Source organism: Erythrobacter sp. GH1-10 (genome assembly GCF_045363165.1).
Classification (GTDB): domain Bacteria; phylum Pseudomonadota; class Alphaproteobacteria; order Sphingomonadales; family Sphingomonadaceae; genus Erythrobacter.
Genome location: NZ_JBJFLP010000002.1, coordinates 165,103 through 186,775, shown reverse-complemented (window position 1 = coordinate 186,775; position 21,673 = coordinate 165,103). Strand labels below are relative to the sequence as shown.

General features: G+C 58.6%; 28 protein-coding genes and 1 tRNA gene. 15 read left to right on the top strand and 14 right to left on the bottom strand.

Annotated features, from left to right (window positions below; all coding sequences use genetic code 11):
* The 5 genes from ACI5KX_RS14900 to ACI5KX_RS14880 all read left to right on the top strand — a co-directional run.
* Positions 1-731: TrbI/VirB10 family protein (locus ACI5KX_RS14900; protein ID WP_406811541.1), on the top strand; the 731-nt coding region annotated here is incomplete at its 5' end.
* Between the two features lie 2 nt (positions 732-733).
* The gene (gene virB11 / locus ACI5KX_RS14895; protein ID WP_406811540.1) at positions 734-1,705 is read left to right on the top strand and encodes a P-type DNA transfer ATPase VirB11; all 972 of its coding nucleotides are present in this window, start codon (positions 734-736) and stop codon (positions 1,703-1,705) included.
* Positions 1,706-1,713: 8 nt separating this feature from the next.
* Positions 1,714-1,962, top strand: a complete 249-nt coding sequence (locus ACI5KX_RS14890) for a TrbC/VirB2 family protein (protein WP_406811539.1) — start codon at positions 1,714-1,716, stop codon at positions 1,960-1,962.
* Between the two features lie 303 nt (positions 1,963-2,265).
* Positions 2,266-2,694 carry a MarR family transcriptional regulator gene (locus ACI5KX_RS14885; RefSeq protein WP_406811516.1) on the top strand — a complete coding sequence of 143 codons (429 nt, stop codon included), beginning with the start codon at positions 2,266-2,268 and terminating at the stop codon, positions 2,692-2,694.
* 1,123 nt (positions 2,695-3,817) lie between these two features.
* Positions 3,818-4,123 carry a hypothetical protein gene (locus ACI5KX_RS14880; RefSeq protein WP_406811538.1) on the top strand — a complete coding sequence of 102 codons (306 nt, stop codon included), beginning with the start codon at positions 3,818-3,820 and terminating at the stop codon, positions 4,121-4,123.
* Positions 4,124-4,269: 146 nt separating this feature from the next.
* Here the strand turns inward: ACI5KX_RS14880 and ACI5KX_RS14875 are convergent.
* The 4 genes from ACI5KX_RS14875 to ACI5KX_RS14860 form a co-directional block, all read right to left on the bottom strand.
* Positions 4,270-4,355 (bottom strand) — tRNA-Leu (locus ACI5KX_RS14875).
* A 497-nt stretch (positions 4,356-4,852) separates the two neighbouring features.
* Positions 4,853-6,010, bottom strand: a complete 1,158-nt coding sequence (locus ACI5KX_RS14870) for an NADH:flavin oxidoreductase/NADH oxidase (protein ID WP_406811537.1) — start codon at positions 6,008-6,010, stop codon at positions 4,853-4,855.
* 139 nt (positions 6,011-6,149) lie between these two features.
* Positions 6,150-6,536, bottom strand: a complete 387-nt coding sequence (locus ACI5KX_RS14865) for an MAPEG family protein (RefSeq protein ID WP_406811536.1) — start codon at positions 6,534-6,536, stop codon at positions 6,150-6,152.
* Positions 6,537-6,551: 15 nt separating this feature from the next.
* On the bottom strand, positions 6,552-7,007 hold the full coding sequence (locus tag ACI5KX_RS14860) for an SRPBCC family protein (protein WP_406811535.1): 456 nt from the start codon (positions 7,005-7,007) through the stop codon (positions 6,552-6,554).
* Here ACI5KX_RS14860 and ACI5KX_RS14855 point away from each other — a divergent pair.
* Together ACI5KX_RS14855 and ACI5KX_RS14850 are read left to right on the top strand one after the other, a co-directional pair.
* Positions 6,981-8,504 carry a helix-turn-helix domain-containing protein gene (locus ACI5KX_RS14855; protein WP_406811534.1) on the top strand — a complete coding sequence of 508 codons (1,524 nt, stop codon included), beginning with the start codon at positions 6,981-6,983 and terminating at the stop codon, positions 8,502-8,504. The two genes, ACI5KX_RS14860 and ACI5KX_RS14855, sit on opposite strands and share 27 nt — an antisense overlap.
* A 148-nt stretch (positions 8,505-8,652) precedes the next feature.
* Positions 8,653-9,060, top strand: a complete 408-nt coding sequence (locus ACI5KX_RS14850) for a PaaI family thioesterase (RefSeq protein ID WP_406811533.1) — start codon at positions 8,653-8,655, stop codon at positions 9,058-9,060.
* Between the two features lie 65 nt (positions 9,061-9,125).
* On the opposite strand, the gene ACI5KX_RS14845 is transcribed toward ACI5KX_RS14850, so the two are convergent.
* The 3 genes from ACI5KX_RS14845 to ACI5KX_RS14835 form a co-directional block, all read right to left on the bottom strand.
* A complete protein-coding gene (locus ACI5KX_RS14845) occupies positions 9,126-9,341 on the bottom strand; it encodes a type II CAAX prenyl endopeptidase Rce1 family protein (RefSeq protein WP_406811532.1) in 216 nt (71 codons plus the stop codon).
* 30 nt (positions 9,342-9,371) lie between these two features.
* A complete protein-coding gene (locus tag ACI5KX_RS14840) occupies positions 9,372-10,376 on the bottom strand; it encodes a hypothetical protein (protein WP_406811531.1) in 1,005 nt (334 codons plus the stop codon).
* 96 nt (positions 10,377-10,472) lie between these two features.
* The gene (locus tag ACI5KX_RS14835; protein ID WP_406811530.1) at positions 10,473-11,051 is read right to left on the bottom strand and encodes a TetR/AcrR family transcriptional regulator; all 579 of its coding nucleotides are present in this window, start codon (positions 11,049-11,051) and stop codon (positions 10,473-10,475) included.
* Between the two features lie 105 nt (positions 11,052-11,156).
* Here ACI5KX_RS14835 and ACI5KX_RS14830 point away from each other — a divergent pair, with 105 nt between their 5' ends.
* The 7 genes from ACI5KX_RS14830 to ACI5KX_RS14800 all read left to right on the top strand — a co-directional run bounded on the left by ACI5KX_RS14830 (position 11,157) and on the right by ACI5KX_RS14800 (position 15,757).
* Positions 11,157-11,870 (top strand): crotonase/enoyl-CoA hydratase family protein, encoded by a 714-nt coding sequence (locus ACI5KX_RS14830; protein WP_406811529.1) that lies wholly within the window; start codon positions 11,157-11,159, stop codon positions 11,868-11,870.
* A gap of 148 nt (positions 11,871-12,018) precedes the next feature.
* The gene (locus ACI5KX_RS14825; protein ID WP_406811528.1) at positions 12,019-12,537 is read left to right on the top strand and encodes a hypothetical protein; all 519 of its coding nucleotides are present in this window, start codon (positions 12,019-12,021) and stop codon (positions 12,535-12,537) included.
* A 61-nt stretch (positions 12,538-12,598) separates the two neighbouring features.
* Positions 12,599-12,991, top strand: coding sequence for a VOC family protein (locus ACI5KX_RS14820; RefSeq protein WP_406811527.1), 393 nt, complete (start codon positions 12,599-12,601; stop codon positions 12,989-12,991).
* A 69-nt stretch (positions 12,992-13,060) separates the two neighbouring features.
* Positions 13,061-13,549 carry an RrF2 family transcriptional regulator gene (locus ACI5KX_RS14815; RefSeq protein ID WP_406811526.1) on the top strand — a complete coding sequence of 163 codons (489 nt, stop codon included), beginning with the start codon at positions 13,061-13,063 and terminating at the stop codon, positions 13,547-13,549.
* Positions 13,546-14,226 (top strand): hypothetical protein, encoded by a 681-nt coding sequence (locus ACI5KX_RS14810; protein WP_406811525.1) that lies wholly within the window; start codon positions 13,546-13,548, stop codon positions 14,224-14,226. Before ACI5KX_RS14815 ends, ACI5KX_RS14810 begins: the two co-directional genes overlap by 4 nt.
* Entirely contained in the window at positions 14,220-15,158 is a 939-nt protein-coding gene (locus tag ACI5KX_RS14805; RefSeq protein ID WP_406811524.1) for an arylamine N-acetyltransferase, read from the top strand. Before ACI5KX_RS14810 ends, ACI5KX_RS14805 begins: the two co-directional genes overlap by 7 nt.
* Before the next feature lie 233 nt (positions 15,159-15,391).
* Entirely contained in the window at positions 15,392-15,757 is a 366-nt protein-coding gene (locus ACI5KX_RS14800; RefSeq protein WP_406811523.1) for a hypothetical protein, read from the top strand.
* Positions 15,758-15,812: 55 nt separating this feature from the next.
* Here the strand turns inward: ACI5KX_RS14800 and ACI5KX_RS14795 are convergent, their stop codons facing one another.
* From ACI5KX_RS14795 to ACI5KX_RS14770, 6 genes are all read right to left on the bottom strand, one after another.
* Positions 15,813-16,727 carry a TraB/GumN family protein gene (locus ACI5KX_RS14795; protein ID WP_406811522.1) on the bottom strand — a complete coding sequence of 305 codons (915 nt, stop codon included), beginning with the start codon at positions 16,725-16,727 and terminating at the stop codon, positions 15,813-15,815.
* Between the two features lie 90 nt (positions 16,728-16,817).
* Complete coding sequence (locus tag ACI5KX_RS14790) at positions 16,818-17,009, bottom strand: helix-turn-helix transcriptional regulator (RefSeq protein WP_406811521.1); 192 nt, start codon at positions 17,007-17,009, stop codon at positions 16,818-16,820.
* 20 nt (positions 17,010-17,029) lie between these two features.
* The gene (locus tag ACI5KX_RS14785; RefSeq protein ID WP_406811520.1) at positions 17,030-17,497 is read right to left on the bottom strand and encodes a hypothetical protein; all 468 of its coding nucleotides are present in this window, start codon (positions 17,495-17,497) and stop codon (positions 17,030-17,032) included.
* A 304-nt stretch (positions 17,498-17,801) separates the two neighbouring features.
* Positions 17,802-18,686 (bottom strand): DUF5694 domain-containing protein, encoded by an 885-nt coding sequence (locus ACI5KX_RS14780; protein WP_406811519.1) that lies wholly within the window; start codon positions 18,684-18,686, stop codon positions 17,802-17,804.
* A gap of 203 nt (positions 18,687-18,889) precedes the next feature.
* The gene (locus ACI5KX_RS14775; RefSeq protein WP_406811518.1) at positions 18,890-19,318 is read right to left on the bottom strand and encodes a thioesterase family protein; all 429 of its coding nucleotides are present in this window, start codon (positions 19,316-19,318) and stop codon (positions 18,890-18,892) included.
* Positions 19,315-20,463 (bottom strand): acyl-CoA dehydrogenase family protein, encoded by a 1,149-nt coding sequence (locus tag ACI5KX_RS14770; protein WP_406811517.1) that lies wholly within the window; start codon positions 20,461-20,463, stop codon positions 19,315-19,317. Before ACI5KX_RS14770 ends, ACI5KX_RS14775 begins: the two co-directional genes overlap by 4 nt.
* Positions 20,464-20,542: 79 nt before the next feature.
* On the opposite strand from ACI5KX_RS14770, the gene ACI5KX_RS14765 reads away from it, so the two are divergent.
* Positions 20,543-20,971, top strand: a complete 429-nt coding sequence (locus ACI5KX_RS14765) for a MarR family transcriptional regulator (protein WP_406811516.1) — start codon at positions 20,543-20,545, stop codon at positions 20,969-20,971.
* Positions 20,972-21,180: 209 nt separating this feature from the next.
* On the opposite strand, the gene ACI5KX_RS14760 is transcribed toward ACI5KX_RS14765, so the two are convergent.
* Positions 21,181-21,666 carry a prepilin peptidase gene (locus ACI5KX_RS14760; protein ID WP_406811515.1) on the bottom strand — a complete coding sequence of 162 codons (486 nt, stop codon included), beginning with the start codon at positions 21,664-21,666 and terminating at the stop codon, positions 21,181-21,183.
* Positions 21,667-21,673 lie beyond the last annotated feature (7 nt).

The following is a 21,673-nucleotide window of genomic DNA, read 5'->3' as shown; positions in this document are numbered from 1 at the left end:
CCCCGATCGCGCAGCCGATCGCTCTTCCCCCTACGCCAGCGCCTCCAATCGCATTGCCCATTCCTATTCGACCAACACCAGTTCCGGCGCAGCCGCAGGTAGTCTTCGAAAGCCGTATTCCGCAAGATACCCAGCCATCGCTCGCTGAGGGCGGCACAGGTCGCGAACGGGTGCAGGCTGGCCGCTTCCTCAATCCCTCGCGCACGATCCCACAAGGCACCGTCATCCCTGCAGTTCTGGAGACGGCGCTCGACTCTACCCGAGCGGGAGGCGTGCGCGCGCTGGTGCAGCGTGACGTTTCAAGCTTTGACGGAACCAGGGTGCTGATCCCTCGGGGTAGTCGGCTCTACGGAGAGTACGAAGCCAATCTCCAACGTGGGCAAAACCGGGCGCTGGTGCAGTGGACCCGCGTCATACGGCCTGACGGAGTGACGGTTGCGCTGGATTCGCCGTCTTCTGACCCGCTGGGCAGGACCGGAATCAAGGGAAAGGTCGACGGGAAGTTCTGGCAGCGCTTTGGGGGTGCGCTGCTTAACTCAGTTCTCGACATTGGTGTTGGCGTGGCTGTGAACGAAGCGAGCGACGGCGTCATTGTCGCCTTGCCTGGCAGCACGCAAAACATCGATGTAGTCGACACCGAGCAGATCCGACCCACGCTCAAGGTGAAACAGGGCACCAGCGTCTCGGTTTTCGTCGCGCGCGATCTCGATTTCTCGAGTGTAGAGCGCTGAGCGTGGCCGCGACAGGCTACTATCTCGACAGCTTTCTCGCTCCGCTTGCGTCCTATTTCGAGCGCGGCGACCTGACCGATATCTGGATCAACCGCCCGGGCGAAGTCTGGATCGAAACGCTCGGGGGCGGCATCGAGCGCATCGAAGAGCCCGGTCTCGACGAAGCCCTGCTTGCACGGTTGGCGCGCCAGATCGCCGCGCATTCCTCGCAGGGGATCAGCCGATCCCAACCGCTGCTCGCCGCGACCCTGCCCGATGGCTCGCGCGTCCAGATCGCGGCCCCGCCGGCGACGCGGGAGGGCCATTGCTTTGCGTTTCGCCGACATGTCTCGGCCAAGCTTTCGCTCAGCGACTGGGAGGATTCGGAGGCTTTCGACGTGGCGGATACGGGTGCGGCCACACAATTGGCAGAACGCGAGCTGGTACCGCTCGGAGGGAGGGAAGCAGCCAGCCATTTGCGAGCTGCCGTGCGCGGGCGAAAGAACATCCTTGTGTCGGGCAGCACCTCCTCGGGGAAGACGACATTCCTCAATTCGCTGCTCGGCGAAGTCCCGCGCGAAGAACGGCTGATCCTGATCGAAGACACACCCGAACTGCACCTCGAGCACGAAAACTCGGTCGGGCTGATCGCCGCACGCGGAGAGGAGAGCGAAGCGAAAGTGTCCGCCGAAGACCTCCTGATTGCCGCGCTGCGGATGCGCCCGGACCGCATCATCCTCGGTGAATTGCGCGGAAGCGAAGCCTTCACTTTCCTGCGCGCCGTGAACACCGGCCATCCCGGATCGATGACCACCGTCCATGCCGACACGCCCGCGCGTGCGGTCGAACAGCTGGCGTTGCTCATCCTTCAATCGGGCTCGCGCCTCGCTCGCGAGGATGTGCGCCACTATGTGCGCGAGAGCATCGACGTTTTCGTCCAGCTGGAGCGTCACCAGGGCAGGCGGACCGTCAGCCAGGTCTTCGCCGCGAGGTAGGAAACCGTATGGCCGCCCCAATTCAATCCAGCCTGCTCGAACCTGTCGGCAGCGCCGCGATCGGGAGCTCTGTCGACTGGATGAGTGCGCTCATGTTCGGAAGTCTCGCCTTCGCCCTTTGCGTGATCGCGGTCGCATTCGTCGGCATGCTGATGCTGACAGGTCGCTTCGCCGTGCGCGAAGGGATGCGGGTAACGCTCGGGTGCTTCATTCTGCTTGGCGCTCCGGCCGTTGCGACGGCATCGAGGGAGAACTAGACTAGGTCACGCGTACAGAGCCTGCTATTATCCGACCTCCGCCGCCCGCTGACAGAGACGATCTGGAAGCTGTCGATTGCCGCAATGCGCAAGCATCGGTGAGAGACAGATAGCCACAAGTCAATTCCAATCGATTACTCTCACCACCAATTCGAGCAGGCTCATCAATTGAAGCGACGCGGTGCCCAAACTGCGCGCGCATAGGCGCTCGGTGCGAAATCCAAGCTTCACCTCCTGAACCGGGGCGATCTGTGACAGATTGCGGAAATGTTATCAAGGCAACATTTGTTGAGGCAATTAAATATGGACCAGCAAGGCCGCGGCGCCTCGATCCTGTTCTGGCTGCACCAGGCCTATTTCGGGCTGCGGCAAGACATGGCGCGCGGCTTCAAAGAGGCGGGCTATCCGCTTTCCACCGAGCAATGGAGCATTCTGGCCGATCTCTGGCAATTCGGTCGCTCGAACCAGTCGGAGATTGCAAAGCGAACCGGTCGCGACGCTCCGGCCATTACCCGCCTATTGAGCGGCCTCGAAGAAGAGGGCCTGCTTGAGCGCGAACCAGTCGACCGACGCACCAATAACGTCGAGCTGACCAAGCGTGGAAAGGAATTGCACCGCCTGCTCGCCCCCATCTTCCAGCAAATCGTCGATCAACGGCTGGCGGAATTCTCGGATGAGGAGACGCAAAACGCGTATAAGATCTTGCGCAGCATCGCCCAGGGTCGAAACTAGCGAACTAGCGAACTAGCGAACTAGCGAACTAGCGAACTGACGGAACCATACCCCAGGCTCGAGCACTTACTTGGCAAGAGTCAACTGGCGCTCCCGACAACTCTTGTTCGCACAGGATTGCGAGCGGAGCAATTCAGATAATCTCGTCGATACTCGGGGTTCCGACAAACAAACGGCCACGAACGCTCGACGAAAGCATGTTTCCGCAATTGGCCTTCCACAGGAAATGAGCGAAGTCCTTCCTGCCATTTTTCAAGGCGCTTGGCCTTGTGAAGGCTTATGGCTTTGATGATCAGCCTGGCCCTGCACGATACGAATCACTCTTGATTGGGCAAACACGGTTTGGAATGAAATCAAGAAAGTTCACCCTGCATCGGATGAGACTTACCTGTCCGATTGTATATCAATTGTACCAAACGCTCCATGATTGGCGACAAATGTGTGAGCGCTCCAATGAAGAGGATTTTGCGCGGGACAGCTATAGAGCCCGGTACGGCAAAAAAGTGAGCGAGAATGTGTCGCAGATTAATTTAGTTAGTGCGACCCGATCGGCAGACTTGGCAGTTTAGACTACGACAGCACTGTATGGAATTGGAAATAACCAATATTGTAGTGAAGCTACGGGATGCTCGATATCCAATGCGTGAATATGACCTCGATTGGAAGAAAGGCTATAGCAGCGAATGCTTCAAGCTCTCAGGCATAAGCGATGCCGCTTTGCGGCCCATGCGGAATAGAGTATATTGTTCAACGGTTGAGGTCAGATCAACAGCGTTTTGGGAATGAAAGCAGCCCACCGGCACATCAGATACGTGAAGGGCTTGATCTCATTGGCATCAGTGTAAGGATGCTCTTCTGAGCCAACCAAACAGGCAGAGATTTCGCGCAAGTTAGCTCCTTTCTCGGAGCAAAGGACGCATTGCCGAGCATTAATTCTAATTCGGAAGACACGCAAACTATGCGAACTACAGTTGTTGCACGATCAAAAGGTTGGATTCGTCTCTGGGTCATACCTCGGCTCGCAAAGCGACAATTTTCTTGACCAGCTTGGATCTGAGACAGGATTATTCCCCACTCAACTTAAGAGCGGGATGACTTTCCACGAAGAGTTTTGTGCCGATTGATGAACCTTCTTGTGAGCGTCGCTCAATTTCGTCCAAGTACCGCTAAGCCTCAACGCATTTCGCGGGTAGCAATTCAATTTGAAATCAGCGGGGATTGGGTGGCGTTCGCACCAGCTGCGCGCGATCCCGAGATCGACTCGATACCTAAAGGATTACAGAGACAGAAGAGGCCCGAGGACGTGATCAGCGCGACTGTGCTGGTAAGCAAAATTGCCACCAGCGAAGAAGAGGAACTCCCCGGCCCAAAAACCAAAGATAGGACGAAACAGAGCCTCAAGAAAAAAAGCGGCTTGCTCTCGAAATAACCTTCGAATGCCCGCTGATTGGAGGCGAACGCGTCCGAACGGCGGGCAAAAACGACGCTTGCGAACGGCGGGCAAAAACGACGTTTGGGGTATATCAGAACTCGGCGGCTCACGGAAGATCCGAAGAGAAACGCTCAACGCGTAGTTGGTGCCAGAAGAGCACTCGAACCTCCACGCCCTTGCGGGCGCCGCCGCCTGAAGACGGTGCGTCTACCAATTCCGCCATCTGGACAATGGGGCTGGACGGTCACCTGAGTCCGCCTGCCTCGTAGGAGCGCACCAATTGCAATCCAAAGGTCAGCTAGTCTCGCGTATTCGGAATGCCGGATTTTTTCTGTTGCCGAGGTGAGTTTCGACCCGACGCTGCCGGTAAGCCTGCGAATCCATCAAGCCGAGGTCAGTTCTGGCGATTTGGATGAGCATCGCATGGCCAAAACGTAGCCAATCCAGCCGCCTATCATCTGGCTAAGACTCCACCGCCCGAGCCCGAGCATTGAACGCTCGCTTCAAATCGAGACCAGCTTGGATTTTGGCCGATAAACGCTGTGTTGACGTAATGTAGTAGCTACCGAATTGTAATTAGCGTCATGTCCCCCCTTCCTTAGCTTCATCCGCCGTGCTGGTCGACCTGCACGGCGGATCGTTTCTTGTTTATGACAGCTTCCTGACAGGCCTATCTAGACCCTGCTGACGCCAACGGTCAGGCTCATCATCGAGCTCTCCCTGGACCTATAAAGGCACAATTTGATCTAGCGCTGACAACGGGCTCGATGCATTGAACATTTCGGGATAGCCCAGCGCAAAAGCGCGCTCATACTGAGGGGGGAAGGTCGGCTCCGCTTGAAGTTTGTAGGCCGCTTTCCAGGGCCAGCGGGGATCGTAAAGCATGCCGCGAGCAATGGCGATCGCGTCGGCCTCGCCGGTCGATACGATCCGCTCGGCCTGCACCGGATCGGTCAGAACCCCGACAGCTATGGTGGGAAGCCCGATCTCCGATCTGATCCGCGCGGACAGATCGACCTGATAGCCGGGGCCGTAGACCGATGCGAAATCCTGGGTGGGGCTCAGGAAACCGCCCGACACATCGAGGAACTCGCAACCCAGTTCGCACAGCGCTCGCCCGAAGGAAACCGCATCCTCGATGGTCCAGCTCTGGGGGGCGGGAGAGAAGTCCGATCCCGAAATTCGGGCCCCGACCGTGCAATTCACCGCCTCGCGGACAGCTGCGAAGACTTCCAGCGGGAACCGCATCCGGTTTTCCAGGCTGCCACCATACGCGTCGCCGCGCTGGTTGCTCTCCTCCGAAAGGAAAGAGTGCAGCAGATACCCGTGCGCGTAGTGGAGTTCGATCACGTCGATACCGAGCCTTTCCGCTCGAATCGCGCTCGCAACGAACTCGGATTTGATTTCCTCCATCTCGTCCCAGGTGAGCGCATGCGGCACGGTGTAGTCGGCTGAATACCTGATCGCCGAAGGCCCCTTAAGCGTCCAGCCGCCGTTCTCCTCATCCAGGGTGGCGCCGGCGTCGAACTCGGTACCTTTATCCCAAGGGCGATACTGGCTGCCCTTGCGCCCCGAATGGAACAGCTGGATCCCGATCTTCGAGCCGCTGTGTTCGCGAACGAAACGGCATACGCGCTCGAGCGCTTTTTCCTGCGCATCGTTGAAAAGGCACAGGTCTCCGAGAGAAATCCGGCCCGTCGGCGAGACGGCGGTGCCTTCCAGCATGATGAGGCCCGGGTTCGCGACGGCGAATTGCCCGATATGCATGATATGCCAATCGCCTGCCTCGCCTTGAGGCGCGCTGTACTGGCACATCGGAGACACGACGATCCGGTTTTGTAGACGACATTGCCCGAGATCGAGCGTTTCAAAAAGCTTCGCCATTTTCATTCTACTCCTCAGGGGAATCCGCTTCGTCCCGCAGCTACCGACCGGATCGGACAGGTGCGAAACCGTCCCCCGAATACAAATGCGCAAGCGCGTCGAGACATGGGTCGCGCAAGGCAGGAACCGATCGATCCAATCAGACCAAGCAGAATGCCATGATGAGAATTCCGACCGTCGCCACTCCATACGCAGCCGAGCGCAGACCGAAGACGCCCCCGAGATAGAGCGGCACGAACAGCGTGCGGCCGACGATGACGAGCCAGGATGCGGTTGCCTTCATTTCGCTCGTACGGTCCAGAAACACGACGATCGCGGCAACCGGGACATAGATGCAGATCGATTCGATCTGGTTCTGGACGCACCTGGCGAACCGTCCCTGGATCGCAGTTGTCACCACGGGTTCGTCGCGGCTGCCGAGACCCCATCTGAAGCCGTGTGTCAGCGGCACAAGGCTCCCCTGAACGAACGTCGTGAGCAGGAGGATGACACACAGCACGGCAATCGAAAGAGTTTCTACAGGCATCCGTCGCTCTCCGCCCTATGCGCCCATGGCGGCGACGTGAATGTCGTCATTATTTGGCGGATCGGGCACCCTCGAGCTTCCTGCGCGGTGTTCCATCTCGTCCTTCCAGCGGCCCAGAATGTCGTCGAGGACCTTGGGGAAGACGAAGCGACCCATCAGTCCAAACAACTTCCCTTTCACTGTCTCCGTTGGAACCGCTGCGAACTCTATGCTCACCGTCGACGATCCCCCTTCGTCGGGCTCGACCGCCCAGATCGCCTTCAAGCTGTCGAGGGGGTAGGGATACTCTGCCGCTCCGGTATCGATCTCGAAACCGTACCTGTTTCCGGGCTCCCAGATATCGGCCGTTTCGGTCCACTTGCCTCCATCGGCGGCGAGGCATCGGCGAACCATGCCGAGCCCGTCGCCCTCCAGGATTTCGACGCCGGCCAGGTTGTCTGCATAATGGGCGTAGGCTTCGTGATCGGTCATCACATCCCAGATGATCTCCCTGGGAGCCTTGACGCTGCGGGACATTCGAACCCTCAATTCACGCCCTCGCCACTCAGCCGTCTGCTCGCTTGCTCCCTGGTAAAGCAGGGCAAGGCCGATCGACTGGCCCACGGCCAAGGCAGCCACAACCACCGCGATCTCGATCAGGATCGTCTGGCCAAGCGCGGTAAAGAGAAGGGGGCCGAGGATCAGTATCGCAGCCGTCAGGACGACCCAGGCGATATCGGCGATCACGACCGCTTTGACCAGCGGCGTCGGGATGATGGGACGGCTGGCGGTGAAGCCGACGGCAGCGGCAAACGCCAGCAGGCCGATCCCCGTTACGCGCACAATCAACGGTCCGCCGAAGGCGTGGCCGCCCCAGGACGAAGCAAACAGGATTTCGGCCAACCAAACTGGATAGAGAACCGCGATCCCTCCGCAGGCGAGAGAGAAGAAAACGTTCAAGCCGAGCGCCGTACGCAAGGTCTTCGAAGAATTTTGCTGCATGATGCCAGTGTGCCTCCGTTTTGCGGGCTCCTGAGAGAAACACGGCGGTGGCGGGCAATCAATTACCTCGCAGGTAATTGGGAAATGCATGTGAAATGCTATCGTGCACTCTGCAGTGCGGGTGCGCGGCTGTTCGCCGGCCTGTGCGAAAAGCCGACCGAGGGAGAGGCAAAACTGAACGTCGAAGCTTCTTTTGAGACCATGTTGCGGAGCCTGCGTCGAGATCGCGGGATGAGCCAGCTCGATCTCGCCCTGGACAGCGGGTGCTCGCAACGGCACGTGAGCTTCCTTGAATCCGGACGATCCCGTCCGAGCCGCAAGATCGTGATCTCGCTGAGCGAAGCGATGAATATACCCCTGCGCCAGCGCAACGACCTGCTCCTGGCAGCCGGTTTCGCACCGATCTATTCGGAATTCGAACTCTCCGACCCGGAGCTTCAATCGGTGTGTCACGCGCTGGACAAGATGCTGCGCGCGCACGAGCCCTATCCGGCGTTCGTTTTCGACTGGAAGCACGACATCATTCTGGCGAACGAGCCCGCGGTTAAGCTTCAAATGTTCCTCTTCGATAAGGAAGCGCCCGAGGATTTGCCCGATATTGCGGGAAACGTGATGCGCGGGTTGCTCCACCCGGATGGGTATCGAAGCCATATTGCCAATTGGGATCACGTGGCCTCGACGCTGCTGCGCCGGTTCCGCGAGGAACTTCTCACTTTGGGCAAGCTCGACGAGGGACAGAATCTGCTTGCGGAATTCGCTTCCTACACGGGCGACCTTCCAGAGCGAGGCCCCTCTGTCGGCGACGAGCCGTCGGGCCCGATGCTGACCGTTGACATCGCTAAGGATGGCAAGGCCTTCAGCCTCTTTTCCATACTCAGCACACTAGGCGCCCCCTTCGATGTGAGCCTTCAGGAAATCCGGATCGAGAATTTCTATCCGGTCGATGAGAGCGGCGGCGGCTTTTTCGAAGACCTGCAATCGATCTGATCATAGTCCGGAGTGCGTGGGGGGTATGCGCTCTCGTCGGTTCTCCGCGCAACCGCACGCACAAATCTCGCATATTTGTCTCCGCAACTATTTCCTTGATAAGTCCACTTTGGTTGATCAATGGATACGGCCAAAGAGGAGGATATCCATGTCCGATGATACCGGCAGATCCCACAATCCCGCCGATGCGATGCCATTTTCGAAGCACCTGGGAGTCAGGATTTCCAAAGCCACTGCGGAAGAGGTCTTTGGCGAACTCGACGTTCGTGAGGAATTGTGCACGACTGGTGGCATCGCACATGGCGGCGCGATCATGGCATTCGCAGACTCCATCGGCGCAATTGGCGCATTCATAACCCTGCCGGAGGGCGCCAAGGGCACGACCACCATTGAAAGCAAAACGAATTTTCTGGGGCCAGCCCGGGCCGGTAGCAAGCTGATCGGCGTCTCGAAGCCCGTGAAAGTCGGTGCACGAGTGTCGGTCTGGTTGACCGAGATTTCGACCGAAGACGGTCGAAAGGTCGCCATGGTCAGCCAGACGCAAATGGTTCTCTAGCCTGATCGGCCTTCTGGTAAGAGCTCGGCATACTCCGCCCGCCAGTTCAGGCCGCACGGCGGACTTCAGACGACAAGCAAGATCGAGTTGCCAAAGGAATGTAGCAGGATGGGCAGCACGATGCTCCCTGTTCGAAGCCGCATCCAGATCGCCAGGAACGATGGGGTCGCGGTCAGCAACATTATGACCGGTTCGAAGCCGAATTGACCTTCCGAATAGCCGAACGAATGCGCGAGACCGAAGAAATCCCAGCATCGTCCCTCCGGCAGGCAGAATCGCAACGATCACCAATACGCTTAGGAATTCGTCCGTCACTCCGAGCCCTCGACCGAGACTGTCGACCGGGTCAGCTGGGCAAGCCGGCGCACCTCGGACTGCGCGCATATCCGGTCGAACTGCCGAAGCCCGAGCAGGCGAATACCGAGCCGCTCGAGCCGTCTTCTGGACTCCACCTCCAGCCGCGCGGATATCGCTTGCCCGTAATAGCGAAGACTCAGATCAGCAGAGTATCCACGCCGATCTGTCTGGCTGAAGGCCACCGATTGCCAGTCTCCCGTGGGTCGGCTTCGCTCGATGTAGGAACTGCGCATTGCACTCAGCATGTCCGACGGATGCGCGACAAAGAGATTACCCTCGATTTCCTGCGGGGCTCCGAGACCATCAGCATAGCTCTCGATCGATGCGAGATCGTAACGCCGCTGCAAAAGCTCTGGATCGACCGGATCGACCTGGATCCGAAATTCGATGACGCGGCTGACCGGCGAAAGCAGCGAACCGATCGCAAGAGCGATAGCGAACAGGCTCAGCGGCCCTAAGACCATGCTAGTCATGACCACGAAGAGCCACCAAAGCGCCCATTGCCTGTCCGGCATCGCGCCTTCGAATTCGCGACTGGCGATGAACTGCTCGACCGCGTCATCGAGGATTGCTCCGATCGACCATAGGACGGCTGTCGATAAGATCGCCAGGCCGATAACGAGAGGCAGCCAGCGTATTATTGGCAATTTCGCCCGCGGTTCCTGGGGTTCCGCGGGAAGGGTTCGGTGCGAGTCGCCGGTGCGATAGATGCGAGGCAAATCCATGGCCAAAGGGAGAAGAAACGGCAGCAGCGTCATGATCACGGCCGTGATCAAGAAGCTTTCGAAGGGGTAGAGAGGTCCGAGTTCGGTGATCGGCACAAGAGCACGAAACAGACCGACAAGAACGATCCAGCCCACGACGAAGCGAGCCGCGCCAGGGATTTGTCGCCAGAAGGCACGAGCACGGGACACGTCAGTAATGCCCTCCGCAGGGACTGATCGGCCCGGCTCCGGCATGAGCGCGATTGTGGAGTGTCAACTCAATCGGTGCGATCCGGATGGGCTGAATGCCATGCAATATTTCGATGTCTCCACACCTCTGCTCAAGCCTGATCATCTCGCAGGCTTCGGCAGTTGACTTGCCAGCAGTTCGGCAACCCGTGTCAACGGTCGTGAGCTCCTGCTCACCCTGCATTCGATAAGAGCGCCGGTAAGAGCGGAGAGCCAGAGTGTCGCCAGATCGCTCGCATCGGTCTCGGTGTAACCGGCAGTTTCGAGAATGTCAGAGATTACTCTGCGACGATCGGTATAGGAACGCTCGCCAGCTTTCGTCACCGCACGATCATTCGGCGCCAATTCGAGCAGCACGGTGGTGATCGGGCAGCCGTCCCGGAATCCCGACTTGCGCATCCAGCCGCCAAATGTCTCTGCAAGCGCCTTTACGAACTCCTCCGGCGAGTCGCTTTGATCGGCGATGTCGCGCATGGTCGTCGCCATGCGCCGGGCAGCTTCTTCGACTGCAGCTGCCGCAATCGACGGCTTTCCTTGCGGAAAATAGTGATAGAGCGAGCCTTTGGGCGCGCCGCTGCTCTGTACGAGATCATTGAGCCCGGTGGCCGAGTAGCCGCCCTGCCGGAAGTGGCGGATCGCAGCATCGATGATCGGCTCCCGATGCTTTCCTTTCGCTGGCATTCGATAATCCTCCCATGTGTCCGCAAGCAGGTATTGCCACGCTTTTTATATTGACCGGTCTACTTAAGCAAGGTCGAATGCGATTCGCAAAAGAAAGGAAGGCGTATGTCAGGAGTGGATATCGAGCGGACCGACGGGATTGCGACAGTGACCATGAACGATGGCAAGGCCAACATCATGAGCGCGCAGTTTCTCGGGGAATTGATTACTGCGGTTCGGTCCGCAGCTGATGCAGGCGAGATTGTGGTCCTTCGATCATCGATCGAGGGCACTTACTCCGGCGGTTTCGACGTAAAGGCTCTGGCCACTCGCGATCCCGCGACAGTGATCGAAATGATGAAGGCCGGCGCAGATCTGATCCACGCGATGCTGATCCATCCACGCCCGATCGTCGCGGCTGCGTCCGGGCGAATCTTTCCGATGGGTCTGTTCACGCTTCTCGCCGCGGATTATCGCATTGGCGACAGTGAGCAGGCGCAGTGGTGCCTCAACGAGGCGCAGCTTGGCATAGTTCCTCCCGATTATGCTTTCGATCTTTTGCGGTATCGTTTCGACAGCAACTGGCTGTCGAGAGCCATCTTGACTGCCGACATGATGAGTGCGGCAGACGGTCTTGCAGCCGGCGTGTTCGACAGGTTGGCGAGCGGGGATGAAGTGGAGACCCAAGCCTTTCGGGTCGCAAAATTGCTGGCCGATTCTCCAGCTTCCTCGCTCGCCGGCATCAAGCGCAAACTCCGCAGCGAAGTCGCGGACCGGATCCGAACTTCCAGCGAGCGCGAATTGTCAGTCGAGAACTATCGGAAGAAATACGCGGCTTAGGGCCAGGTTCTACGGCGGTAGCCTTTTTGAGCTTCCCCGATGCCTTGAGCTAGCCCTCGGGCGTGGTTAATCCGAGATCTTGAGATGCATAGGTGAGCCCGGCGGTGTTCGTAATCATCCGGGAGAAGGCTCCGCAAATCGGTACACGATGAAGACGAGCAGCAGAAACACGTGGCTTGCAGTGTTGACTTTGGGGGTCGTGATTGTGCTCGCGTCCGTCTCGCTCTTGCGAGGGGGCGAGGCGAAGGGCCAAAGCTGCGAACCGCTGAGCCAACGAGACGAACCTCGCCTGAACCTGCGGCTCGATCCGGATCTTGCCGACAGCACAGGCCAATGTGCGCTGACGATGACAGCCTACATCCAAACGCGTGCCTCGGTTGACACCATCGTCGGGTCGGTAGAGGCGAGCCCATCGGAAGCACAGGGACAGAGAGAGCGCTTCGTGGTCAAGCTTGAGCCTTCACCTACCGGGATGAAATCCGGCGCGTTCGACCTTGCACCGGTTGCAGCGCCGTTTTGCAGCGGGGTCGTGTTGTCGGCGACGATAGAGCAGTGCCTGACGCCAGAGGGCGCTCCACAATCCTGTCCCCCGGTCAGATTCGTCGATGCCGATACGTTCGGGCGGGTGGAGATCTTAAATCCTGGCTCGACGGCCTGCTATGATTGAATCGTCGGCGCACAGGCTCTGAGCCTGTCCCTCCCGCTCCTGCAAAAAAGGCAGCCCGCCAATGCTTCTGAACCAGATTACAATCCCTTGCACCGACTACGGGGCTTCGGTCGACTTCTACACGCGACTGGGTCTGACGCAGATTGTCGATGCTCCACCACGATATGCGAGATTCGAGAGCCCCACCGGCGAGGGGGCAACCCTCTCGATCCATGAAACCGAAGGGCCTGCTCCGCCAGGCTTCGTCATATATTTCGACCACGCCACCGCAGAGGAGCTCGACAGCCATGTCGAAGAACTCCTCGAGCGGGGTTTCGAATTCAAGTCCATGCCCACCGATCGCAGCTGGGGTTGGCGCGAGGCGCGGCTTGTCGATCCTGCGGACAACGAAATCTGCCTCATGCACGCCGGGCGCAATCGCAGGTTTCCCGACTGGCGTATCGCTTCAAAGTGACGCTCACAATGACCCGACCACGCCTCTCAATCGCTTGCCAATTTAATTCGGACATAGTATGTCCGAATAATGAGATTATCGGAAGGCATCGAATGGGGCATCCATATCTGCTCGGTGTTGAGCGCGCTTCCGGATGAGGCATCGCTGAGCGCAAGGGATTTGGCCGAATATTTCGATCTCCCGGCTCCCTACCTCGCGAAAATGCTGCAGCAATTGTCGGCGGCAGCGATCCTGCGGACCAAGCGCGGCAAACGCGGAGGCTATGCGCTTGCCCGGCCAGCGCAGGAGATAAGCCTGCTGGACATTGTCGAGGCGATCGAAGGGAAGACCAAATTCTTCCATTGTTCCGAAATCAGGAAGAGAGGGCCGTGTGCCGGGCGTCCAAAGGACTACTCGGCACCTTGCTCCATCGCACTGGCCATGTGGCGTGCCGATCGTGCCTGGGAAACGGAACTCGCGAAAACCCCGCTTAGCACAGTCGCGCAGGCTGGCTGGGAAAAGACGTCGGCGGCCCAGAAGAGCAAAACCATCGACTGGGTTTCGGAGAGGGTGCGATGACGACGCTTGGCTCGAATTATGAGAGGTCGAAAGCGCTGCGCAGGCTTCATCGCTACAACGCGATCTTTCTGTCCGGCTTCATCGTGCTGCACTTCGTCACCCATTTGAGCGGGTTTTGGGGCATCGAGACCTACAATCAGGTGCAATCCGATCTCAGGAAAGTCTATCGCATCCCGCTGATGGAAATTGCAGTTCTCGTTTCGATCACGCTGCAACTCTTGCTGGGCGGCAAGCTTTTGTACGACCGGCTGAAAGCCGGAGGAGTCAGCGGATTCTGGGGCAGGCTGCAGATCGTGTCCGGGGCGATCTTCTTGGTGTTCATGGCGCAGCACCTCTACTCGCTGGGCATGGCGCGGCTCTACTTCTCGCTGGACACCAACTTCTACTGGCCGGCTTCGGTGATGAGCGGCCCATGGTTCATCTACTATTTCGCCCCCTATTACTTCCTCGGCGTGTTTGCCCTGTTCGCACATATCGGGGCCGGCCTCCGGTTTGCCCTGATCGACCGCGGCAAGCCTCGCGCGGCAGGGAGGGCTGCAGCCGGATTCCTGCTCGTCGGCGCGATCACCGGCCTCGCGATCCCGCCGATCATCGCCGGTGCGTTCTTCCCGATCGAGCTCCCGTCCGAATGGATCGACTATCTGCGCTTCTACGATCCAGACTTCGAACCGTGGTAAGCCTTACCTCCGTGTTGCGTGATGATCCCGGAAACCGGGTGTCTTCTTCGACAACCGGAATCGACGGGAGAAAGCTGTTGCCACCGAACCAGCAACCACTCGATCACGAAAGCGATGACTTGGTCGCACTCTATGCTCAGAGGCTCGGTCTTTCCCTTCCGACCGGACCTAGCCTCGAGAACCTGGCTATCCTTCAGCAGGCGCACATGCGCACGATCCCGTTCGAGAATATCGATGTCTTTCTGGGACTCGGCGTTTCGCTCGACAGCGACCGGCTGGCCGAGAAGCTTCTCGTTCGAAGACGAGGCGGCTATTGCTTTGAACTGAACCTCCTCTACGCGCAATTGCTCGAGGCTCTGGGCTATGACATCTCGCTGCATCTGGGGCGCGTCTGGCTAAGAAACCCGTCGACGGTTCCCATGCGAAACCATGCATGCCTGACCGTGGAGATCGATAGAAACCGGTTTTTGACCGATGTCGGTTTCGGAGCTCGGGCACCGCGTCAGCCGCTCAGCTTGATGTCCGACGAGCCCGTCGATGATGGTGATGGATTGGTCCGTCTTACAGACCGCAACGGCGAGAAGCTCGTGCAAAGGATGATTGAGGGCCAATGGGCCGATCAATACAGCTTCGAGACTGTCCCGGCATACCGCTCGGACATAGAGGCTGCGAACTTCTATATGTCGCAAAGCCCCTCGTCGCACTTCCGAAATGATCTCTTCGTCGGCTTGTTTACCGAAAAGGGCCGCTTGGGCATGTGGAATGATCAGTTTACAGGCTCTGAGGGTGACGAACGATCTTCGTCCCGGGTGCATGGATTTCGCGAATGGACTGACTTGCTTCTCGACCCTTTCGGAATCGAGTTGGATCTGCATGCGGCTCAGGCACGAAGAATTGCCAAAGCCTTGGGAAACAGCATCGGTGAGAAGTAATTCTTGTCAGCTGATAACTATCTCCGATTTCATCAATAAGACGATTGAGCACCGATCTGCGAGAACAAATACAACTAGCTTGAAAGGCGCAGAGCGGCGGCATTGGAAAGCAAACATGTCGAAAGCCGTATTTAGACACGATATGAATTGCTGATTTGAAACGCGTCACGTATATTGCATAGCACTTAATAAGAGGGGCTTTGCCTTTGAAAACGCTCGCTTTCACTACATGTATGCTAGCGGCGACTAGCCCGGCGACAGCAGCAGGTGAATCGGAACCGGTCGTTGCGTTTCTTATGGCCGCCGATGCTGGCAACACCGAAGGCATGGTTGCAGCCATGAATCCCAATGAGGGCGCTTCCGCGAAGACGCTTCTGACGAAGCTCGATGGCTGCTATCTGCGCGCAGTCTTTGGCAATCCTGAAGGCGAAATTAAGGCTGCCTGGATGTGCACGGAAGGCAAGAAGAGATCGCGGGTTGTGCTTGCTAACATCTCGGCTTCCGAAAAAGGCGCGGTCGTCGAGATCGTTAGAGAGGATCGCAACGACCGCCCAGCTCCTCCTCGCACCGGCCCCGCGTTCGATAATGAAGTCGGATAGGGGGGGCGTCCTTAGTAGCAGATTCCGCTCGAAGGCGGCCTGCCGCTAAGAGAGGTTATTTTCGTTGGACTTCAAAGCCTGCACCGGCGAGCCCGTTCGGCAAGCTTTCTTCCCCAACAAGATGACCAATACCGACCGCGACAAAGATGACGCCGGTCTGGAACTGCATCACTTCCTTGAGCCGCGCCAACCAAGTACGATTGCGCTCAAGAAGCATGGCAGTAAGGACGGTTTCATCGGCCCACGCATCTTCACCGTGGAGGGCTTCGACAAGACCATCGACATCGCCTCTTGCCCATAGCGCAAGTACTCTCTTTGCCTCGCCGGGCTCGTTTTCGATCGTGTCGAGCGACTGCTTGAGCATGCGGACCTGTGTTTTGATCGGCAGTCGACCAACAGCGAAGAGCAGGTCTGAACTGCCTTCCAGATAAGATACCGAAACTCCGGATTCCTTCGCTTGCGCGATGATGACACTTGTGGGCGTGGGCGCGGCCATGAGCCCTTGGCGTTGCGTCATCACGGACTGCAACTGGTTCGCCGCGAGCCAGGGCTTGAGTTGCTCGATTCCCTGAAGCGGCAGGCCGAGCGATCGCGAAACTCTTTCCAGTTGGGCGCGGGTTTCCTCGTCGACCACTTCGGTCATCTTCGTACCGTCCCGGAATACCCCGATTTGGGGAATCGTTCTCTGAATCTTCGCTTGAGCCTCGGGGCTTTGCCGATCGCTCTCCAGCATGATGACCTCTGCTTCTGCGAGAGCTTGTTCGAACGCCGCGCTGCGCCAGTCGGTCGCTTCATCCATGATGTTGGGCAATCCAAAGAGGTAAATCGTCGTATCGTCGTCGCTGACCTCCCAGATTGGAGGCGCCGCACTATCGTCGTGAGCGTTGAGAGCGGGGCCGCCGAACGCGGCGAGCGCGAAGATCGACACGAACATGCGCGCAGATTTGAGGAGTGTTCTTGGAGTGATCACGGGAGATTCCTTTCAGGTACGGGCTATCGCTCGGCGCTTGATCGCGACGCGCAGCGGCGCAGGTTCTGGTTGGAAGCAGGCTTGAGGGGGCTAGGAGGTGTCTTCGCTCAATGTGAAGACATCTTCGAACGGCACATCGAACTCCCGGGCGATCTTGAGCGCGATGACCGTCGAGGGCACGAAGCGCCCCACCTCGATTGTGCTGATCGTCTTGCGCGATACCCCGATGGCGTCGGCCAGGTCCGCTTGGCTCATGTTCTTTTCTGCGCGGAGCACGCGCATCCGATTGCTTAGCGGACTGTTCACCCTTCGTCTCCGAGGCCGACGGTGAATTGGTTGAGAATGAAGAAGGAGACGGAAAACGCCGCAAGAGCGAAGGCAATCACCAGATCGATCGCCGACTTCGCGGTGAAATGCGAGAGCACGGTGCGATCCAGGATGCTTAGAGCAACCACAAAGCCAATTGTGAGATTGAAGGCCGTGCTTGCTGCCTTTCGCATGATGGCGTTCATGAAGCCGCCTGCAGAACGAATGCCCTCGGCATGGCCACCGCGCGATTTGAAGAGCAACAGAGCGGGAAGATAAACCACGAGGACGATCAGCCCCAACCCGATTTGGCCGTATCCTACCAGATCCGCGAGCAGGCCGGAGGCGAAGAGTTCTGCAACATTGGCCAGATAGATCATTGCGGCGACACCAGCCGCGGCGGCGGTCAGTGTAGCGAGGCGATCACTAGCCTCCGCCGGATTGCTTGAACGGCTTTCGGGCATTCGAAGATTCCTGTTTGTCCTGATACCTGTGATTTACATTGCGATACCCTAAGGTGTCAATACGATAATTACAGGTATCAGAATAATCGGTACAGACCGATTGTCAGGGCTGCGCAGCCCTGCCCCGCCCGCATTGCATACGGGCCGCCATCTGTTGGCAGGAGTTCGAGCTTTGGCGCAATGCATGCCGAACCCTGAATCGAGAGGGACAATGAAGGGCAAGCCGACCCACACGGCTCGCAATATCGGCCTCCTCCTCCAAAGCCTCGGCGCTTCGCTTTCGCTGAATCGCGCCGAAACCCGGCTATTCACGCAGGGCCGGTCGAAGCAAATCCAATGCTGGCTCAACTCTGATCCACGGCTGGGAACGCAACTCGGCTTCGTTGAAAGGCCGGTGCGCAGCGCCGATTATCAGCATCACCCGCTCATTCGGACCCTCCGCAAGCGCCTCGAAGAGCTCGGCGGAAATCTGAGCGGTCCGGGCGTTCCAGTGCATGAGACGGCGATGGAAGGCGCCAGCTTCGTTGTCGATGCTGCGCAGAAACTCCCACTGGTTTTCGCGATCGAACTCCGCGAATTCGTCGCTGTTCATGAAAGCCAGCATTTTGGTCAGCGCTCCGGGTCCGGATCCGGGTTGCCATTCGCTCTTCACGCGTTCGTTATATGCCTCGAGAGCGGCGAGAACCGCCGGGTCATCCAGAATTTCCTGACCGCCAAGAGCGAGGGCAGCCTTCATTCCAGCCGTCTCGTTTTCTATCGCGTCGGCCATGCACAGCCGATGCAATCCCGCGCGTCGGGCAATCGGAACGCCAAGGGCATAAACTTCCTGCGGATTGTCGAGCAATTCATCGAGAGTTTCGGCCAGTGGCGCGAGGGTGCCTTGTTTTGCGAGAGCACGCTGATCCTCGTCCAGATACGACCAGTTGAGTACAGCCGAATAGATCTCGTAGCCGGCGGTCTGCAAAGCAATTAGCCGAAACCTTTCGGAAAGCTCGATCTCGTCCCAGCGCGACGCCAAGTCCCGGGCTTCGTCGCGCGCATCAGCAGGCAGGACCGCCAGCCGCGTCTGCATTTCCACGCCAAGGGGGATATATCGCGTTCCCGTCGGGCGACTGTGGGTCTCGGGGCTCAACGACCACGAATTGCGCATCGGATCATGCGCAAGCGATTGAAGGCGCTCGCCGTCCATACGCTCGACGCAGACCTGTGTCGGATTGAACTGCGAAAGCGCCTCGATCGCATGCGCATATTGTTCGGCTGTAGGTCGCGTCTCGAGACCGCGCAGGTGCTGTGTGCCGACAATTGTGACAGTCTGCGCCACCGCAGGAGAAGCGATCAGAATTGTAGCGATGAGGGCAGCGACGACAGCCCAACGTCGGGCAAATCCTCGACCTACTCTTTCGGCAACTTTCGACATTTCTTGGCCAGCCTTTCTTCGAACCGCAAACGGTCGATGAGTGCCCGTTTGTGACGCCCGCGTCCGATGATCTCAACATCGTCCGACGCGATAACGCTCCACTCCAGCATGCGCCCATCGATCGACGCAAGTTCCACGTTGACCTCAATCGAGAATCCCGGCGGCGTCGGGGCTTCATGCGAGACATCGATGTGAACCCCGAGGCTGCCTTCACCGTCCTCGAGAAAGGGCGCGAGCGCCTGGGTGCAGGTCCGCTCCATGAGCGCGACCATGAAGCCCGTCGCGAACACTTCGGGAAAATCGGCGAACTCGGTGGCATCTTCGAACAGGTGACGTACGGTCTTATTGTGAGGCACGCGGTAAGTGAGCGAATGTCGATCGCCGATCGTGAGGCCTTGCTTCATTTCATGGCCGCCGGTGTCGCCATCAAACCGCGCGCAATACCGTTTCGCTGGATCTCGCTCGATCCCCCTGCAAACAGCGACAGGCCGATCTCTCGCGCAGCGAGGTTGAGAGGGTCATCCGGAAAGTATCCCCGACCGCCGACCAAGCGCATGAGATCGGAGACGATCGCACTCCCCCGCTCGGACGCGAAAAGCTTTGCCATGTTGATCCGTGACGGGGCATCGATCCCGCAATCCGCTGACCAGGCAGCATGCCGTGTGAGCCATCGCATGGCCTCGATTTCCGACAGATGATCGGCGAGTCGATGGTTCACGGCCTGAAATTCGATGATGGACTGGCCGAATTGTTTTCTCTCGCTCAGGAAGTCGCGGGCCTGGTCGAATGCTCTTTGCGCCACTCCGACCGATACTGCGGCGACCAGCAAGCGCTCCACCACGCCACCCAGAAAGAGCAGCCGCCATGCCCCGTTGTGTTCGCCGACGAGGTGATCCGAGGGCACCCGCACGTCTTCGAGGGTCAGCTTGCAGGTTGCGTGAGCATCACCGGTTGGCTTGACCAGTTTGCGTTTCGTCAGACCCGCTGCATCGCCCGGCACCAGGAACAGGCTCGTCCCGCCTTTGGCTGGCCCGTCGGTCGAAGTTAGCGCGACGATGAGAATGTAGTCGGCGTCCGCAGCTCCGGTTGCATAGGATTTCACACCGTTCACAACGAAGCCTTCACCATCCGCTTGCGCGGTTGTCTGCAGCGCGGCAACATCGGATCCGGCCTCCGGCTCGGTCACGGCGAAGGAGAAATTGATCTTGCCTCGGCAAGCTTGGTCCAGAACGTCGCGGTTCAAAGGAGAGGAACACCCTCGCGAAAGAATGGCCGAAGCAGCGTTGTTTACGAACAGAATGCTTGCCGCCGTTCCGTCATGATATCCGACCAATTCTTGCACCAGGCTCGCACAGGAGAATGGATCGGCCACGTCCGGGTCGGCCCAGAGCGTCAGCAGCCCAGCTTCGCCCAGGCTTGCGGATAATTCCCTCGGGAAGCGGGAATTCTCATCCTGGCCTCGAGCTTCTTGCCGCTCGCGGTGAACCCTCATAATGTCTTCTGCCGCATCAAGCATCGCTTGCTGCCGGGGAGTTGGTGCGAAATCCAAGCTTCACCTCCTGAACCGGGGCGATCTGTGACAGATTGCGGAAATGTTATCAAGGCAACATTTGTTGAGGCAATTAAATATGGACCAGCAAGGCCGCGGCGCCTCGATCCTGTTCTGGCTGCACCAGGCCTATTTCGGGCTGCGGCAAGACATGGCGCGCGGCTTCAAAGAGGCGGGCTATCCGCTTTCCACCGAGCAATGGAGCATTCTGGCCGATCTCTGGCAATTCGGTCGCTCGAACCAGTCGGAGATTGCAAAGCGAACCGGTCGCGACGCTCCGGCCATTACCCGCCTATTGAGCGGCCTCGAAGAAGAGGGCCTGCTTGAGCGCGAACCAGTCGACCGACGCACCAATAACGTCGAGCTGACCAAGCGCGGAAAGGAATTGCACCGCCTGCTCGCCCCCATCTTCCAGCAAATCGTCGATCAACGGCTGGCGGAATTCTCGGATGAGGAGACGCAAAACGCGTATAAGATCTTGCGCAGCATCGCCCAGGGTCGAAACTAGACCTTCGAAAGGACTTTGGCCAATCGCATCGTCGTTCACCCGGCAATCTTGCCGTTACGGTCATGCGACGACAGTTGCTTCTGCATCGGCAGCAATCTCGAAAGAAACCGCACCTCCAGCATCGAGTTGCTTAGCATCCGCATCGCTATCGAGGGTGAACGCAATTCGGTTCGTATTTCAGTCGAAGTCGGTTGCAGCCGGAAAGTGCCTTAGCCACGCGTCAGCCAAAAATGGCAGATAGCTCCTGCGGCAATCGCGATCCCGAGCGGGACTTCAGCATACTTGTCGCGAATTGAAACATCGCCGTTCCCTACCACACCCCGCTTCGTAACCCGTCCGAAATAGGATGACGCGAACCAGCCAGCCGCGAGAACGAACATCGCAGCCGAAGTGAACGCGAGAAGCAAATGCCCCTCGGTAATCGGGACCGCAGCGGCCACTGCCGCATAGGTCTTTGCATCTCCTCCCCCGATCACCCCGGCGGCGAACAGACCGAAGCCGATCGCCAGTGCGACGGCGAAATGCGCGAGATTGAGTCCCAGCTCTCCAAGATCTGATCCGATCGCCACGCTTCCGATCGCCACCAACAGAATCGCCAGCGCCAGCCAGTTCGGCAAGACCCGGCTCCGCCAGTCTTTCCAGGCCGCGAGGACGAGGAGAGCGCAGATTACGGAAACCGAAATCGTATCAGTCATCGCCTGA